We start from the raw sequence: 15,948 nt of genomic DNA on the forward strand, positions 1-15,948 counted from the left end.
CGAGCGTCCCTTTCGTCTTTTTTTCAATGGGGTAATGCGGGGGCACCGATCGCATGGCCACGAAAGCTGCGAACAGCGTGGAAGTTTCCGAAACGCGGGAGGAATCCGGCGACGGTCCTCTGATGGATGGCATGGGTCTTGCCGTCAAGAAGATGATCGCGCGCGGCAAAGAGCGCGGGTATGTCACCTATGACGAGCTGAACGCAGCTCTGCCGCAGGATTCGTCATCCTCCGAGCAGATCGAAGACACGATGGCGATGCTGTCCGAAATGGGCATCAACATCGTCGAATCGGAAGAGCAGGATTCGGAAAACAACGCCGAGGCGGCGAGCGACGGCGAAGGTCGTTCTTCGGGCAACCTCGACGACGACGACATCGGTCGCACCGACGACCCCGTGCGCATGTATCTGCGTGAGATGGGGTCGGTCGAACTGCTGTCGCGCGAGGGCGAAATCGCCATCGCCAAGCGCATCGAAGCCGGGCGCGAGATGATGATTGGGGCGATTTGCGAATCGCCGCTGACCATTCGCGCGATCCTTGAGTGGCACGACGCCCTCATGGAAGGGAAGATGCTGTTGCGCGACATCATCGATCTCGACGCCACCTATGGCGGCGGTCCTGATGGCGAGGAAATTCCCGAAGCGCTGACCGAGGCGGTGGAAGGGGCCGCCCCCCCGCCCGCTGAGGACGGTGAAGAACCGCCGCCGCCGCGCCCAGAAGGCGAAGGCGAGGAAGGCGAGGAAGGCGAGGAGGGTGACAACAGCCTGTCCCTGTCCGCCATGGAAGCCGCGCTGAAGCCGCAGGTCATCGAGACCTTCGAGAGCATCAAGGCGACCTACGACAAGCTGCACAAGATCCACGAATCGCGCATCGCCTCGATGCAGCGCGGCGAGGACATCACCAAGCAGACGGATAAGAAGTACGAGAAGCTGAAGCTCGAAATGGTCGAGCTGATGAACACCGTGCGTCTGAACAACCAGCGCATTGAGCAGTTGGTCGAGCAGCTCTACATCCTGAACCGCAAGTTGACCAGCTTTGAAGGCCGTTTGCTGCGTATGGCGACGGATTGCCGGGTCAAGCGCGAGGATTTTCTGAATCAGTATTTCGGCCATGAGCTGGATCCGGGTTGGCAGGATCGCATTCGGGGCCTGAACCCCAAGACCTGGGGCAAGTTCGCCGAAAAATACGATTCAGAAATCCGCAAGGTGCGCGAAGGCATTTCCGGCGTCGCCGAGGAAGGCCGCCTGCCGATCAGCGAGTTCCGCCGCATTGTCTCGACGGTTCAGAAAGGCGAGAAGGAAGCCAGCCGCGCCAAGAAGGAAATGGTCGAGGCGAACCTGCGTCTCGTGATTTCCATCGCGAAGAAATACACGAACCGTGGCCTGCAATTCCTGGATCTCATCCAGGAGGGCAACATCGGCCTGATGAAGGCGGTGGACAAGTTCGAGTACCGGCGCGGTTACAAATTCTCGACCTACGCCACCTGGTGGATTCGTCAGGCGATCACCCGCTCCATCGCCGATCAGGCGCGGACGATCCGCATCCCGGTCCATATGATCGAGACGATCAACAAGCTGGTCCGCACCAGCCGCCAGATGCTGCACGAGATCGGTCGCGAGCCAACCCCGGAAGAGCTGGCGGAACGTCTGATGATGCCGCTGGAAAAGGTCCGCAAGGTCCTGAAGATCGCCAAGGAGCCGATCTCGCTCGAAACGCCGATTGGCGACGAAGAGGATTCGCATCTGGGCGATTTCATCGAGGACAAAAACGCGGTCCTGCCGCTCGACGCCGCCATCCAGGCGAATCTGCGCGAGACGACCACCCGCGTTCTGGCCTCGCTCACCCCGCGTGAGGAGCGGGTCTTGCGGATGCGGTTCGGCATCGGCATGAACACGGACCACACGCTGGAAGAGGTCGGCCAGCAGTTCAACGTGACCCGCGAGCGCATCCGTCAGATCGAAGCGAAGGCGCTGCGCAAGCTGAAGCACCCGTCGCGGTCGCGCAAACTGCGCAGCTTCCTCGACACCTGAGCGCAGTATCTTTTTGACGAGAGGCCCCCCTTGGTCAGCCAAGGGGGGCTGTTCGCTGGATCGGTCCAGAGGCGCGGCGCGTTGTTGCTCTGGCTGCGCGACAGATCTGACTGGACTTTAAACAAATTACGTTCGCAACGTGGAAATTTTTCTTAAGCCGTAGGCTCGCGAACTCATTCTGAATGTTGTCTCGTAGAGCGACTTCACTTTTGGATGATGTGATCTCCAACACGGCAGCGGCGATTTTCTGATCTTCAGCCTATCCGCAACCGGTGCGGTCTCTTGGCCTTTTGTCGCAACCGTCAGCCTTTCGGGTGATGCGCCGATGGCTTGTTTCTTCACCAGCCTCAGTCACGAATCTCCTGAAAAACTGGTAGGCCTGGCCGGATTTGAACCGACGACAACACCGTTATGAGCGGCGCGTTCTAACCACTGAACTACAGGCCCATCCAGGGGTCGAGAATGTGTATCGAAACTGCCGATTGTGCAAGAGTTTGATGAGAGGAGGACGCCGTTCCGTTGCACGCTTCAGATTCAGCGGGCTGGCGGAATGCATCTCAGCGCCAATCTCGGATGGAGGCCGTCTCTCCCGGCGGCGTTGTCGTTCCAACGATGCGCCTTGAAGAAACGCGGACAGTGGTCGTCATGGGTGATTCCTCTTGGGGCGGCAAGGGGGAGTTCCCGATGACCGCACAGGATGGGCCGCCATCTTTGCGTCAGGTCGATTTGATGAAGTTCTGAAGCTCAGCCTTCAAGGTGTCCGACAGGTTGGACACGGCGCTGGCGATGTCATGCACCGACCTTGCGGCCCGGTCGGTGTTCTGCGTGGCGTCGCTGACGCCGATGATGCTGCGCGAAACCTCTTGCGTCGCCGCCTCCTGGAACTCCATCGACGCGGTGACGCTCTGGGCGATGTCCTGGACGTTGCGGATCGCCGCCCCGATGCGGTCAAAGGCGGTGATGGTGCCGTTCGCCGCCTGTTGAATCTCTTTCACCCGCGTGGCGATGTCGTCGGTCGCCTTCGCGGTTTGATTGGCCAAGCTCTTCACCTCGCTGGCGACCACGGCGAATCCCTTTCCGGCTTCTCCGGCGCGGGCGGCTTCAATCGTGGCGTTCAGCGCCAAAAGATTGGTTTGCCCCGCGATCGACGCGATGATTTGGACAATCTGACCAATGGCTTGTGCGCTTTGTGACAGAGTCAAAACCAACTGATCAGACTCCTCGGCTTCCTTCACCGCGTTGATCGCCATGGCGGAGACGTTGGCCATCTGCTGGGTGATCTCGCTGACCGACGCGCGGATCTCCTCAATCGCGGACGACGCGCCGGTGGCCTGCTCGCTGGCGACGCCCCCGGCGCTGACCAACTCCTCGGCGGCGGTGGTCATCCGTTCGGCGGCGCCCGCCATGGTGGCGACAATTTCCGTGACGTTCTCGGCCATACGGTGGCTGGCCGTCACCACCGACCAGGACAGCATCGCGGCCTGATAGCGCCCATGATCGTCATGAATCGCCGAAACCCGGAGTTTCAGAACCTCCGGCCCCAACCGGATGGTGGCGTTGCAGGGCAGTTGACTGGGATCAGAGAGCACACGCCGCTGGTGGTGCGGATTTTTGTGAAAAATATCAATGGATTGACCAACCATCCTGTCGAGCGTCACCGGCAGGTGCCGCTCCAGCGGTTTCAACGTCTTCCGGCTGGTTTCGTTGATGTAGGTGATGCGGAAGTCGTCGTTCGGGTCGCAGACCATAACGGCGGTCGGCATCTCGTCCAGCATGCGCAGCAGGCGGGCGTTGCGTTCGTTGGCCTGCACAGCGTCGGTGACGACGTTCCACATCAGCATCGCCGCCACGTAGCGCCCCTTCTCATAGACCGCCGTGACGTGCAGATCGATCACCTCGTCGCCCAGATGGATGCGGGTGTTGAGTGGCAGATTGGCCGGATCGGCGAGCAAACGCCGTTGATGCTCGGGATTGCGGTGGAAGACGTCAATGCTGGATCCCACCACGTCGTCGGCGGACAGCTTCAGCAGATGACCGATGGAGCGCAGCATCTCCATGGATTTGGGGTTGGCGTGGATGATGTCGAAGCTTTTGACGTCGCACAGCATGATCGCGGTCGGCGCATGATCGATCAGGGCGTAGGCCCCAGGGCCAAACAGATCGGGAGACTGGGACATCCGGGAAAAGGCTGCGAACATGTCGATTGTCTCCTTCACGCCACAGAACGTGGTTTGACGGAACGCAAAGCAAACGGCGTACCAGCCGGATTCACCACGTCGCGCCGCGCGCGCTCTTGCCAGTGGGACGCGAAACCTCAACTATGGGCGCGGATTTTGATTAAGAGGGCATCGATGCGCTTCACCGGAACCGACAGCTACGTCGCCACCGAAGATCTGATGGTGGCGGTCAACGCGGCGATCACGCTGGAACGTCCGTTGTTGGTGAAGGGCGAACCCGGCACCGGCAAGACGGTGCTGGCGGTGGAGATCGCCCGCGCGTTGAACAAGCCGTTGCTGTCCTGGCACGTCAAATCCACCACCAAGGCGCAGCAGGGCCTGTACGAGTATGACGCGGTCAGTCGGTTGCGCGACAGCCAGCTTGGCGAGGCCAAGGTTCACGACATCGGCAACTACATCGTGCGCGGCAAGCTGTGGGAGGCGTTCGACGCGCCGACGCCGCCGGTGCTGCTGATCGACGAAATCGACAAGGCCGACATCGAGTTTCCCAACGATCTTCTGCTCGAACTCGACCGCATGGAGTTCCACGTCTACGAGACCCGCCAGACCATCAAGGCGGCCAAGCGGCCCATCGTCATCATCACCTCGAACAATGAAAAAGAATTGCCGGACGCCTTCCTGCGCCGCTGCTTCTTCCATTACATCCGCTTTCCCGACCGGGCGACGATGGAGCAGATCGTCGAGGTGCATTATCCCGGCCTGAAGGCCGACTTGCTGCGCGAAGCGCTGAACCTGTTTTACGATCTGCGCGACGTGCCAGGGCTGAAGAAGAAGCCCTCGACGTCGGAATTGCTCGACTGGATCAAGCTGCTGATGGTCGAGGACATTGACCCGGAAACCTTGCGGGTGAAGGACGCGCGCAAGCTGATTCCGCCGCTGTGTGGGGCGCTGCTGAAGAACGAACAGGACGTTCACACCCTGGAACGCTTGGCTTTTCTGGCCAAACGCGAGGGGCGTTGAGCCTTGTCGATCGTCGCGCCGACAGAAAATTGATTGCGGCGGCGGATGATGGGTTGACGGACCGCCGCCGCAACGGGTAAGCAAGAGCCATGACTTACGCCCACACCATGCGAATGCGAATTACCGGCCCGGCGCTCTGACAGCGTCGGTTGTTTGCCGTCTTCGTGTTTGATGATTGTGTGGAGTGTGTGGCGTGATGCTGCACGATGTGGTCGCTGGAACCCTCAATCCAGTCTCTTCTCTTTCTGCTGTTTGTCGTCCGATTTCGGTTCCGCCTTGCGGGGCTGAGCTTGGCGAGCGAATGCGTGGCTTGGCGCGAATTATTCCCCCGGTTCGCTGAGGCGATCCGGGTCACGCCCGACACCCCCACGTCATTCCGCTCCCAAGGATTTTTCCGATGCACACCGCGCATCTCGATGCCGCGCGCACGCTGTCCGTCTGCGCCTCCTCCGAAGATTGTCTGCCCGCCTGGCTGCCGTTGAGCGCCGTCACCAACGCGGCGGAGCGTTTGCATGGCCACATCGTCCGCACGCCGCTGCTGCACGCCCCGGCGCTGGGCCGGGATCTGTGGCTGAAGGCGGAAACCTTCCAAGCGACCGGGGCCTTCAAAGAGCGCGGGGCGCTGAACCGTCTGTTGCGCCTGACGGCGTTGGAGCGGGCGGGCGGCGTCGTCGCCATGTCGGCGGGCAACCACGCGCAGGGGGTGGCTCTGCACGCCCGGCGGTTGGGGGTGAAGGCCACCATCGTCATGCCGGTGACGGCCCCGCGCTGCAAGGTGGACCGCACGGCGGAACTGGGGGCCGAAGTGGTGTTGCACGGCGCGACGGTGGGGGAGGCCAAGGGCAAGGCGCTGGAGTTGGCGGCGGAACGGCGCCTGACCTTCGTTCATCCCTACGACGATCCCGACGTCATCGCCGGGCAAGGCACCGTTGGTCTTGAGGTGTTGGCGGATCGGCCGGATGTGGAAACGCTGGTGGTTCCCGTCGGCGGCGGCGGGCTGCTGGCCGGGATCGCGGCGGCGGTGAAGGCGATCAAGCCGTCGGCGCGGGTGATCGGCGTGCGGTTGGGCGAGCGCGGCGGCCTGACCTTGGCCGACGGCATCAACGTCCACGCTCTTGGCAAACTGCCGCAAGAGGTGGTGGCGACGCTGGTCGACGACCTGGTCGAGGTGACGGAAGGCGAGATCGCCGCCGCGATGCGCGCCCTGCACGGCTCCTTCGGCATGGTGGCGGAGGGGGCTGGCGCGGCGGCGGTGGCGGCGCTGCTGACCGGACGGCTGGGCCGCACGGGGCGGACGGTCGCCGTGCTGTCGGGCCGCAACGTCGATGGCGACACGCTGGCGCGGACGCTGGCGGCGGCGTGATCGGAGCGGGTGGGCGAGGCGAGGGCGGGTTACTCCCGCCCCAGCACCCGATCCACCACAGCGTCGGCCCATTCGCGGGAGCGGAAACTGGCTTTGGCCTCCACTGGGTCATAGACGCGCTCGACCCACTCCCAAAAGGGGGTTGGGCGCTTGTCGTTGTAAGCGGCGTAGAGGTCAAAGAAATAGTCGAGGATGCCGGTCTTGGCCTGCTTGAAATGGCCGTATTTCCACGACAATTGCTTGGTGGCGTCGGGCAGGGCTTGTTGCTCATGGATGAACATGAACAGAGCCGCCATGAATCCAGCGCGATCCGCGCCTGATTTGCAATGCATCAACGCTGGATATTGCATGGTTGCGAACAGGTCGCGCGCTTTCAGCAGCGTTTCCTTTTTCGGCATGTCGCGGGAGTTGACGGGGAAATCGACCAGTTCAACCCCATGCGCCCGACAGGCTTCCGCCTCCAAGATGTAGGATGCGCAGTCGCGCCCGCCGCGCAGGTTCAAGATGGTCCGCACGCCGTTGCGCGCCGCCGCCGCGATGTGCGAGGGCGAGGGCTGGCTCGCCCGGAACATGTTGGGGGAGATGCGGTGGGTGTTGGAATAGATCAGCCGGAAACAGGCGTGGTCGATGAACACGCTTTCAAAATGGCCAAGCGCCCGCTGCCACGGCGTCGCCATGCGGCCACGCCCCTGCTTGATGCCATCCGCAAGCGCCGTGGTGATGCGGCGCAGGAACCATTTCTTGTTGGCCAACGGAAACCCTTCCAACTGCATACGCGCGCCAACATAGGGGCGGAACGGGCCACGTCAAGCGGTCAGGCCAGCGCCCTTGCCTTGCAAACGCTGATAGATCCCATAGCGGGCGGCCAGCGCCAGCACGATTTCCATATAGAGGTTGATGAGGCCGTTGGCGTAAAAGGCCGGGCAGCCGGTGTAATGGCGCTCCCCGACCATCGCCGTCGGCTCGATGAGGGCGGCGTTCAGCAGGATGACGTCCTGCTCCTCGTCATAGACGAAGGCCAATTGGTCGGCGCGCAGCGGGTGAATCGCCTGATGGTCGTCGGCCTCGATCCTGCCTGCGGCCATGAATTGGCAGAGCATGCCCAGGCTGCCCATCGACAAGGGCAGGATCTGTTTCAGGCTGCGGCGGGCGAGATCGTCATAGGCGGCGGCGTCCAGATCGGGCCGCAGCAGAGGGGCCGATTCGACCAGATTCCAACAGACATGCAACGCGGTGTGGCTGCCGGTTTTGGTGATCGACATCATGTCGTAGCCCGATGGCGAATGCAGAACCGAGTTTTGCAGCGCCTGCGACAGCACGAAACAGGCGGCGGCCAGTTCGGTGATCGTCCCTTCGGTGCGGCAACGATCCTCCTCGACCATCACCTTGATCGTCCATTCGGTGATGATGGCGTCCAGCAGATGACAGATGGCGTCGCGCAGAAAGCCGACCATGCGGTCGGGATCGGCGGCGTCCAACCCGGCGGGATCGGCGACGTCCAGCCCATGCGGCGAATCCGGCGGGTTGGCGAGGATGATGTGTCCATCCTCTCCCAGCGGCAGCCGATTCGTGATGTGCGCGCGCAGATCGCCGTAGAGCAGGGCCAGCAGCGTGTTGATGACGACCTTCTCGTAATCCTCCTTGCGGGTGTCGCCATGGATCGGGCATTGCCCGCCAAGCTGTTGCAACTCCTGGTCGAACAGATAGTTCGGATCTTCGGCGATGCGGTGAAGGATCGGCGCCAGATTGACGCGGGTCATGCCCGCCGCCTCGTGGGCGGCCAGATAATTCAGGGCGAAATCATTGGCGCGCGCCATGGATCTCAAGCCTCCTGCAAGCGTTGGTACGCGTTGTAATCCATCGCCAAACCGCCGACGATGTCGAGATACAGCTTGATGAGGCCGGTGGTGTAGAAGGCCGGGCAGCCGGTGTAATAGCGCTCGCCGGGTTTGGCGAAGCTCGTGATCGGATCGACGTTCAGGCGGATCAGCCCGGACTCGTCCAGAACGAAGGCGGTCTGTTCCTTGGGCAGCCGGTGAACGGCCAAGCCGTCCTGCGGCTCGATCCCGCTTTTTTCCATGTAATGAACCAGCATGCCCAGGCTGGCCATCGACAGCGGCACGATCTGTTTCAAGCTGCGGCGAATGAGATCGTCGTAAAACGCGTTGTCCTTGCCGGGAACCAGCAGCGGCGCGGCTTCGACCAGCGCCCAACAAATGTGAATGGCCGTGTGGCTGCCGGTCTTGGTGATCGACAGCATGTCGTACCCGGCGCGCTGGTAGAGCGGCGAATTGTCCAGCGTCAGCCGCAAGATGAAGGTCGCCGCCGCGTCGATGGAGATTTCGCCCGAGCCGAGCGCGCGGTAATGCTCCTCCTCCAGCAGCAGATCTTTGACCCAGCCGGTGATGAGCGCGTCGAGCAGATGGCAAGTGGCGTCGCGCAGCACCGAACAGAACACGTCGGGCGGGGCCGCCGCCATGGCGTCGCGATGCGCCGGGTTCAGACCGTGGGGCGACAACGGCGGAATCGGCAGCATCAGCATGCCCGCCTCGTCAAACGGCATCTTCACCGCGATGTGGTCGCGCAGCCGGTTGAACAGAAAGGCCAGCAGGGTGTTGACGACGATCTTGTCGGCGTCGTCCTTGGGCAGACCGGGCGCCGCTTCCCCCTCGGCGGATTCTCCTTCGGAGGAGGCGGCGCTGTGGAAGGGGCATTGCCCGGCCCCACGCTTCAACTCCTCGCCAAACAGGTAAGAGGGGTCAGACTGGATGCGTTGCAGGACATGGGCGACGGAAACCCGAGACAGTCCGACCTCGCCATGGGCGGCGTTGAAGGTCTGGGCGAAGTCGTTGGAGCGGGACTGCGGGGTTTTGGACATGGAGCGTCTTCGTCGCAGGAAAAGGGGCAGCCCTTGCACCCTAAAGTGAAAGAGCCGCCCCTTGCAACGCGGCGACGGTGGACGGGTCGATTATGACGCGCCTTGCGATTATTTCGCCACGACGCGGCCCTCGATCCCGACCGAAACGGTCTTCAAGGCTTCGACATGGTTCATCACGATGGTGGCGAGCAGCACCGCGCCGGAGGCGTCGATCAGAACCTTGGAACGGGGGAAGGCATCGTAGCCGTCGCCGCCCTTCAGCATGTAATCGTTGGTGGCGACGCGGTAGGTCGCCACGGGATCCAGCGGCTTGCCGCCCACCGTCACCGCGATCACCCGTTTTCCGGCGGCGGCCTTGGGATCGTAGGTCATGGTCAGGCCCGACACCTGCGGGAAGCGCCCGGCCTTGTCCTCCACCTTGCTGACGCCATGCTCCAGCGAGGCCAGCAGATCGGCGCCGCTCATCTCCACCAACACCCCGACATTGCCGAAGGGCAGTTCGGCGAAGATGTCCTTGCGGGTCAGGGCGGTTCCCGCCGGGCGCAGGGCGTCGGCGCGGATGCCGCCGCCGTTGGTGATGGCGACGTCGGCCTTCAACGCGCCGCGCAGGGCGTCGGCGATCAGGTTGCCCATCGTCGCCTCGCGCGTGCGGACGCTGTCCTTTCGGCTGTCGAGATCGACGCTGGTCGTGCCGATCACGGCGGCCAGATCGCTGTCCAGCTTCTGCGTGTAGCCGCCAACCACCCGTTCGACTTCCGCGTCCGGGGCGACGCCAGCGGTGGAGACGAAGCGCCATTCGGTCGGCAGGGTGGTGGTGGCCGGTCCCTTGTCCGTCGTCTTGGTGGAGACCAGAAGCTTGACGACGCCCAGATATTGCGCGTCGTGGCCAGCCTTCAAAATCAGGGTCGAACCTTCGTAAAAGCTGATCGGATCATGGTCGTGACCGCCGAGGATAAGATCAATGCCCTTGACCTTACTGGCCAGTTCGCGGTCTTCCTCGATGGTCAGATGGGTCAGGGCGACGATCACCGACGCGCCGTCGGCCTTCAACGCCTTGATCGCCGCCGTGGCGCTGGCCTGCACCGGGGCGAAGGACAGGCTGGGGCCGCCGCTCGACAGCCGGGCGCTTTCCGGGGTTATCAGGCCGAGAAAGCCGATTTTGACGTCGCCGACGCTCTTGGTCCAATGCGGGACGGTGGTGGCGAAGGTCGAGCCGTCGGCTGATTTGACGTTGGTGCCGATCCAGGGGAAGGCGGCTTCGGCCATCCGCTTTTTCAACGGCTCCACGCCGAAATCAAATTCATGATTGCCGAAGGTGACGGCGTCCACCTTGACGGCGTTGAACAGCGCGATCATCTGCTCGCCCTGCGTCGTTCCCGACAGCAGGGACGGCGACAGGAAATCGCCGCCAACCGTGGTGATCGCCTGCCCGTCGCGCTGGCGCTCCTGCCGCAGCAGGGTCATCAGGGGGCCGAAGCCGCCCTGGCCCTTCACCGGCGCGATCTCGTACACGTCGTTGACGTGCAGAAAGGTCAGGCTGCCGTTCTGCGCCCAGGCGTCGCCGGTCAAAGCCAGCGAACCAAGACCAAGCGAACCGGCGAACACCGACGCGGCGAGCAGCGTGCGAAGGGGGGCGAACATGCGGGTCAAACCTCTGTGTGCGGCGAACGTCGGCGCAGTCTAAACCAGATCATCGACGCCGCGCATAGCGGCTTTGCGCGGCCACGGCCCGGCTTGAACTCCGCGTCGGCTCCTATCACAACAAGGGAACGGTTCATCGAAGCTCGCGAGCGTGGTCCATCATGCGCATCCTGGTCCTGCAAAACAGCCAAACCGCCCCCATCGGCATCGTTGGCGAGGCGCTGGTCGACAATGGCGCCAGTCTGGTGACGGTCGCCGCGAACGAGGGGGAGGCCATCCCCGACCGCGACGGATTCGCCGGTCTGGTCGTTTTGGGCGGCCCGCAAGACGCCTGGGACGACAGCCACGGCCCGCATTTTCCCGAGGTGATGGAGACGATCCGCGCCTTCGCCGACGCTGACCGTCCGGTGATGGGCATTTGCCTGGGCGCGCAATTGACGGCGCGGGCCTATGGCGCGCGGGTTTACCGGCATGACGCGGCGGAACTGGGCGTCTGTCCGGTGACTCTGCACGACCACGCCGCCGAGGATCCGGTGCTGGGCGGCTTCGGCCCGTCGCTCAACCTCGTGCAATGGCATTACGACACCTTCGAGTTTCCCGACGGCGCGGTTCCGCTGGCCCACAGCGCGGTTTGCGGGCGGCAGGCTTTCCGTTTGGGCCGCGCCACCTACGCCTTCCAGTTCCACCCGGAGGCGACGGCGGGCATCGTCCGGGGCTGGGCCTCACGCTTTGGCGAGGAGGCGCGGGAGAAGAACCGCAGCGTGCTCGACGGGTTGGACCACGCGCTCGACGCCCATCTTCCGGCGGCGGCGGAGTTCGCCCGCGCCATCACCCGGCGCTGGCTGGCGCTGGCCTGAGCGGGGCGCGCTTCCAGCGCGCGGGGGGCTTGCTACCCTGCGCGGAATTGGGCCAGCAGGTCGGGTGTGTCCACGTCGTAGAGGACGCCCGCGTCGTCCACCGACACCTCGCACAGTTGGTCGGCGTGCTGGCCGATCAGGCGCTTCGCTCCGGAATCGCCGGTCAAGCCCGCCATTTCGGTGAAGTAACCGCGATCCCAGAGAACAGGGTTGCCCTGCTTGCCGTGGGTGGTGGGAACGCAGATGGCGCGGCCTTCCAGCGGGTTGTAGGCGGCGATCAGCCGGTCGATCACCCCGGCGGCGACGCGCGGCATGTCGCCCAAACAGACGACCACCGCGTCGGCGCCCGCCGGAACCGCCGCCAGTCCGACCCGCAAGGTAGCGCTGAGGCCGTCGGCGAAATGCGGGTTGTGAACGAAGCGAACCGGCTTGCCCGCCAGCGCGGCGGCCACCGCCTCGCCCTGATGGCCGGTGACGACGATGACGCTGTCGGCTTGCGAGGCCAGCGCGGCGTCCACCGCGCGGGCGACCAGGGGGGCGCCGCCGACGTCGGCCAGCAGCTTGTTGGTTCCGCCCATCCGGCTCGACCGCCCAGCCGCCAGAACCAGGGCGGTGACGCGCGGCGCGCGCGGGGCCTCCGGCGCTGGCGCCGCGCCCGCGCGGGGCAGGGGGCGGCTGGGAATCTCGGCGAGCAGACCGCCCACCCCCATCCGCATGACGTCCTGACGGGTTGGCGGAACCCCCGCCGCGATCCGTTGCAACACCCAGTCGAAGCCGTTCAGCTTGGGCGAACGGGCGCATCCGGGCAACCCCAGAACCGGAACGTCGCCAAGCCGGGCCAGCAGCAGCAGATTGCCCGGATCGACCGGCATGCCGAAATGCTCGACCACGCCGCCCGCCCGCGCGATGGCGGCGGGCAGCACGTCGCGCCGGTCGGTGATGGCCGATGCCCCGGCGATCAGCAGCAGATCGACCGCAGGGAACGCCCGGACGCAGGCGGCAAGGTCGGTTTCGTCATGGGCGCACCGGGTCTCAACGACCAGGGAGCCGCCCAACGCCTCCACCCGCTCGCGGGTTACGGAAACGGTCTTGTCGAGCACGCTGTCTTTGACGCCCGCCAGGCGTGTCTGGATCAAACCGACGGAGAGCGGGCGAAAGGCGGCGACGGCCAGCGGCGGAGAACCGGCGGCGGCCAACGCCTCCGCTTGAGCGACGACGGACTCCGGCGCGGCGAAGGGGATGATTTTGACGGTCGCCAGCATCTGCCCCGGCTCGACCACGGCGAAGTCGGGCAGGGTGGCGATGGTGACGCTTTCGTCGATCAGATTGATGGCGTCGATCCGCGCCGGGTCCAGCCGCAACAGGCCGCGCGACGCTGCGAAGATGTTGACCCGCCCGGTGAAGGGGGCGGCGACGGTCACGCCCGAACCCGCCCTGGAGCTTCCGACGACCGCGCGGGCCACCCGCGCCGCCGCCGCATCCTCGCCAACGTCCTGCGGATCGAGCGCGACGGCGACCACCGTTTCAACGCCCGCCTTGCGCAACGCGGCGACATCCTCGGCGGACAGGCGGCGCCCTTTCTTGAACGACAGACCGTCGCGCCGGAGGGAATGCGCCAAGATGGCGCCCTCGGCCTCGTCAAGCGGCAGGGAGCCGAATCGCATGGGCGCGGTGGTTCCTGTTCAAGCGGTCAGCAGGAGGGGCGGTCAGCAGGGGTGGTTTTCGCCACGGCGGACGCAGGTGATCTGCCCCAGGATCGACAGGGCGATTTCAGCGGGCGTGACCGCGCCAATGGACAGGCCGACCGGCCCCCGGATGCGCTTGACCTGAGCCTCGCTCAACCCCTCGTCGCGCAGGCGGTCGAGCCGCAGGGCGTGGGTGCGCTTGCTGCCCAGCGCGCCGACGTAAAAGGCGGGGGATTGCAAGGCGGCGATCAGCGCCGGATCGTCCAGCTTGGGATCGTGCGACAGGGTGACGATGGCGGTGCGGACGTCGGGGGCGAGCGCGGTCAACCCCTCGTCCGGCCAATTGTGATTCAGTTTGATGCCGGGAAAGCGCGCTTCCGTGGCGAAGGCCGCGCGCGGGTCGATCACCGTCACGTCATAGCCGCTGAGCACGGCCAAGGGGGCCAGGGCCTGGGCGATGTGAACGGCGCCGACGATCAGCAGGCGCATCGCCGGATTGTGGACATGGACGAAGAGACGAAAGCCGTCCTCGTCCTGCGGGTCGGTCAGAACGCCGGAACGGTCCTGGCGGATGCGTCGTCGCACCTCCTCCAGAATTTCCGGCTCCAGGCCGAAGGCGCCATGCACGGCGTCGTCAAGGACCAGTGATTGCAGGCCGCTGTTCAGATCGGTGACGATGGCCACCGGGGTCGCGGCGGCTTTCGCGGCGACCAGACGATCCAGGATGTCGCGTTTCATTCCACGGCCTCGACATAGACTTGAACCTGCCCGCCGCAGGCCAGCCCGACTTCCCAGGCCATTTCGTTGGTGATGCCGAAGGACAGCAGACGCGGTTCGCCGTCCTCCATGGTTTTCGCCGCTTCGTGCGCGACGGCGCTTTCGATGCAGCCGCCCGACACCGAACCGGCCATGGCACCGTCCTCGTCAACCGCCATCTGGCTGCCGACCGGGCGGGGGGAGGATCCCCAGGTCGCGATCACCGTCGCCAACGCCACCTTGCGTCCGGCGGATCGCCACACGGCGGCCTGTTCTATGATGTTGTCCGCCATCAGGGTGTCGCTCATTCCGCCGCCTCCTTTGCCCAACGGCTCAAGCCCGCTTGGCGACGCGGCTCCTGCCGCGACAGGGCGTCGGCAAGGCTGGCGAGGCTGTTCAGGTTGTGCGTCGCGCGAAAATCATCCACATGCGGCAGCAACGCCCGAATGCCGGAGGATTTTGGCGCGAAGCCTTCCCACCGCAGCAATGGATTCAGCCAGACGAGCCGCCGACAGCTTTTGTGCAACCGTTCGGCCTCCTCCGCAAGCCCTTCCCCTGCATCCCTGTCCAGCCCGTCGGTAATGAGCAAAATGATCGCGCCCTGGCCCAAGACCCGACGCGCCCATTGCCGGTTGAAGGCGCGCAACGCGGTGCCGATCCGCGTTCCGCCCGACCAGTCGGCCACCGCGCTTGACACCGCGTCCAGCGCCACATCCACATCCTTGTGGCGCAGGTGACGGGTGATGTTCGTCAGCCGCGTGCCAAAGACGAAGCTGTGCACGCGGTCACGATCATTCGTCACCGCGTGCATGAAATGCAAAATCATGCGCGAATAGCGCGTCATGGAACCGGAAATGTCGCACAGGACCACCAGCGGCGGCGGTCGCGTGCGTTTGCGCTTGCGCGCCAGATCGGCCAGATCGCCGCCCGACCGCAGCATCCGCCGCAGCGTGCCGCGCGGATCGACGCGCGGTCCATGCGGGTCGGGTTGATAGCGGCGGGTCGTGACCTCCGCCAGCGGCAGGGCGAGGCGGGCGAGCAGTTTTTTCGCCTGCGCCATCTCCTCGGCGCTCATCGTCTCGAAATCCTTCGCCTGCAACCGTTCGGCGGCGGACATGGTGAAGGTGGCGTCGATCTCGATTTCGGTCTTTTCCTTGCCCTCCACCTCTGGGGCGGTTCCGTGCAGGGCGTCGGCCAGACGCTGCGCCATCTCCGGCTTGTCCGGGGCGGGTTCCGTCCGCACCGTCGGCAGCATCATCGCCATCATCTTTTTCAGGATGTCGGGATTGCGCCAAAAGACGTGAAAGGCTTGGTCGAACAGCTCGCTCTGGTCGTGACGGTTGACCAGAACGGCGTGCAGCGCCCAATAGAAATCACTGCGGTTTTTTAAGCCGACCGCCTCCACCGCTTCGACCGCCTGCAAGACCTTGCCCGGCCCGACCGGCAAACCGGCGGCGCGCAGCGCGCGGGCGAAATGCATCAGGTTCAGGGCCAGACGGTCCCGGTTGGCGGGCGTGACGTCGCTGCCGGTCATGCCGTCC

Annotated in this window: 13 protein-coding genes and 1 tRNA gene; 4 read left to right on the forward strand and 10 right to left on the reverse strand. The window is 64.6% G+C overall.

The genetic code is table 11. The features are described from left to right. Window positions 1–53 precede the first annotated feature (53 nt). Window positions 54–2,030 (forward strand): RNA polymerase sigma factor RpoD, encoded by a 1,977-nt coding sequence (gene rpoD, locus ACODS4_RS25785; RefSeq protein ID WP_488868528.1) that lies wholly within the window; start codon window positions 54–56, stop codon window positions 2,028–2,030. A gap of 371 nt (window positions 2,031–2,401) precedes the next feature. Here rpoD and ACODS4_RS25790 read toward each other — a convergent pair. Both ACODS4_RS25790 and ACODS4_RS25795 read right to left on the reverse strand, forming a co-directional pair. Beyond that, window positions 2,402–2,477 (reverse strand) — tRNA-Met (locus tag ACODS4_RS25790). Window positions 2,478–2,746: 269 nt separating this feature from the next. Further along, window positions 2,747–4,228 carry a methyl-accepting chemotaxis protein gene (locus ACODS4_RS25795; protein WP_488868529.1) on the reverse strand — a complete coding sequence of 494 codons (1,482 nt, stop codon included), beginning with the start codon at window positions 4,226–4,228 and terminating at the stop codon, window positions 2,747–2,749. A gap of 153 nt (window positions 4,229–4,381) precedes the next feature. Between ACODS4_RS25795 and ACODS4_RS25800 the strand changes: the two genes are divergently transcribed. Both ACODS4_RS25800 and ACODS4_RS25805 read left to right on the forward strand, forming a co-directional pair. Next, complete coding sequence (locus ACODS4_RS25800; RefSeq protein ID WP_488868530.1) at window positions 4,382–5,227, forward strand: AAA family ATPase; 846 nt, start codon at window positions 4,382–4,384, stop codon at window positions 5,225–5,227. A gap of 397 nt (window positions 5,228–5,624) precedes the next feature. Beyond that, window positions 5,625–6,590 (forward strand): threonine/serine dehydratase family protein, encoded by a 966-nt coding sequence (locus ACODS4_RS25805; protein ID WP_488868531.1) that lies wholly within the window; start codon window positions 5,625–5,627, stop codon window positions 6,588–6,590. Between the two features lie 29 nt (window positions 6,591–6,619). Here the strand turns inward: ACODS4_RS25805 and ACODS4_RS25810 are convergent, their stop codons facing one another. From ACODS4_RS25810 to ACODS4_RS25825, 4 genes are all read right to left on the reverse strand, one after another. Continuing rightward, the gene (locus ACODS4_RS25810; protein ID WP_488868532.1) at window positions 6,620–7,342 is read right to left on the reverse strand and encodes a protein tyrosine phosphatase family protein; all 723 of its coding nucleotides are present in this window, start codon (window positions 7,340–7,342) and stop codon (window positions 6,620–6,622) included. A gap of 54 nt (window positions 7,343–7,396) precedes the next feature. Next, window positions 7,397–8,407 carry a hypothetical protein gene (locus ACODS4_RS25815; RefSeq protein WP_488868533.1) on the reverse strand — a complete coding sequence of 337 codons (1,011 nt, stop codon included), beginning with the start codon at window positions 8,405–8,407 and terminating at the stop codon, window positions 7,397–7,399. Window positions 8,408–8,412: 5 nt separating this feature from the next. Beyond that, window positions 8,413–9,468: a hypothetical protein gene (locus ACODS4_RS25820; RefSeq protein WP_488868534.1), complete on the reverse strand. Its 1,056-nt coding sequence runs from the start codon at window positions 9,466–9,468 to the stop codon at window positions 8,413–8,415. 108 nt (window positions 9,469–9,576) lie between these two features. Beyond that, window positions 9,577–11,109: a bifunctional metallophosphatase/5'-nucleotidase gene (locus ACODS4_RS25825; protein ID WP_488868535.1), complete on the reverse strand. Its 1,533-nt coding sequence runs from the start codon at window positions 11,107–11,109 to the stop codon at window positions 9,577–9,579. A gap of 161 nt (window positions 11,110–11,270) precedes the next feature. Here ACODS4_RS25825 and ACODS4_RS25830 point away from each other — a divergent pair, with 161 nt between their 5' ends. Next, the gene (locus tag ACODS4_RS25830; RefSeq protein ID WP_488868536.1) at window positions 11,271–11,966 is read left to right on the forward strand and encodes a type 1 glutamine amidotransferase; all 696 of its coding nucleotides are present in this window, start codon (window positions 11,271–11,273) and stop codon (window positions 11,964–11,966) included. Window positions 11,967–11,998: 32 nt separating this feature from the next. On the opposite strand, the gene ACODS4_RS25835 is transcribed toward ACODS4_RS25830, so the two are convergent. From ACODS4_RS25835 to ACODS4_RS25850, 4 genes are read right to left on the reverse strand one after another with little or no spacing between them, the layout of a single operon-like run. Beyond that, complete coding sequence (locus ACODS4_RS25835; protein WP_488868537.1) at window positions 11,999–13,630, reverse strand: NTP transferase domain-containing protein; 1,632 nt, start codon at window positions 13,628–13,630, stop codon at window positions 11,999–12,001. Between the two features lie 42 nt (window positions 13,631–13,672). Continuing rightward, window positions 13,673–14,389, reverse strand: a complete 717-nt coding sequence (locus tag ACODS4_RS25840; protein WP_488868538.1) for an XdhC family protein — start codon at window positions 14,387–14,389, stop codon at window positions 13,673–13,675. After that, window positions 14,386–14,715 carry an XdhC family protein gene (locus ACODS4_RS25845; RefSeq protein WP_488868539.1) on the reverse strand — a complete coding sequence of 110 codons (330 nt, stop codon included), beginning with the start codon at window positions 14,713–14,715 and terminating at the stop codon, window positions 14,386–14,388. The genes ACODS4_RS25840 and ACODS4_RS25845 overlap by 4 nt, the downstream gene beginning before the upstream one ends. Then, window positions 14,712–15,941: a vWA domain-containing protein gene (locus ACODS4_RS25850; protein ID WP_488868540.1), complete on the reverse strand. Its 1,230-nt coding sequence runs from the start codon at window positions 15,939–15,941 to the stop codon at window positions 14,712–14,714. The genes ACODS4_RS25845 and ACODS4_RS25850 overlap by 4 nt, the downstream gene beginning before the upstream one ends. Window positions 15,942–15,948: the final 7 nt, after the last annotated feature.

This window comes from Azospirillum sp. FG154 (assembly GCF_057809575.1).

What these genes read in the sequence shown, in the direction of transcription:
- rpoD (WP_488868528.1), top strand. Translation starts at nt 54, where the DNA reads ATGGCCACGAAAGCTGCGAACAGCGTGGAAGTTTCCGAAACGCGGGAG.
- ACODS4_RS25795 (WP_488868529.1), bottom strand. Translation starts at nt 4,228, where the DNA reads ATGTTCGCAGCCTTTTCCCGGATGTCCCAGTCTCCCGATCTGTTTGGC.
- ACODS4_RS25800 (WP_488868530.1), top strand. Translation starts at nt 4,382, where the DNA reads ATGCGCTTCACCGGAACCGACAGCTACGTCGCCACCGAAGATCTGATG.
- ACODS4_RS25805 (WP_488868531.1), top strand. Translation starts at nt 5,625, where the DNA reads ATGCACACCGCGCATCTCGATGCCGCGCGCACGCTGTCCGTCTGCGCC.
- ACODS4_RS25815 (WP_488868533.1), bottom strand. Translation starts at nt 8,407, where the DNA reads ATGGCGCGCGCCAATGATTTCGCCCTGAATTATCTGGCCGCCCACGAG.
- ACODS4_RS25820 (WP_488868534.1), bottom strand. Translation starts at nt 9,468, where the DNA reads ATGTCCAAAACCCCGCAGTCCCGCTCCAACGACTTCGCCCAGACCTTC.
- ACODS4_RS25825 (WP_488868535.1), bottom strand. Translation starts at nt 11,109, where the DNA reads ATGTTCGCCCCCCTTCGCACGCTGCTCGCCGCGTCGGTGTTCGCCGGT.
- ACODS4_RS25830 (WP_488868536.1), top strand. Translation starts at nt 11,271, where the DNA reads ATGCGCATCCTGGTCCTGCAAAACAGCCAAACCGCCCCCATCGGCATC.
- ACODS4_RS25835 (WP_488868537.1), bottom strand. Translation starts at nt 13,630, where the DNA reads ATGCGATTCGGCTCCCTGCCGCTTGACGAGGCCGAGGGCGCCATCTTG.
- ACODS4_RS25840 (WP_488868538.1), bottom strand. Translation starts at nt 14,389, where the DNA reads ATGAAACGCGACATCCTGGATCGTCTGGTCGCCGCGAAAGCCGCCGCG.
- ACODS4_RS25845 (WP_488868539.1), bottom strand. Translation starts at nt 14,715, where the DNA reads ATGAGCGACACCCTGATGGCGGACAACATCATAGAACAGGCCGCCGTG.
- ACODS4_RS25850 (WP_488868540.1), bottom strand. Translation starts at nt 15,941, where the DNA reads ATGACCGGCAGCGACGTCACGCCCGCCAACCGGGACCGTCTGGCCCTG.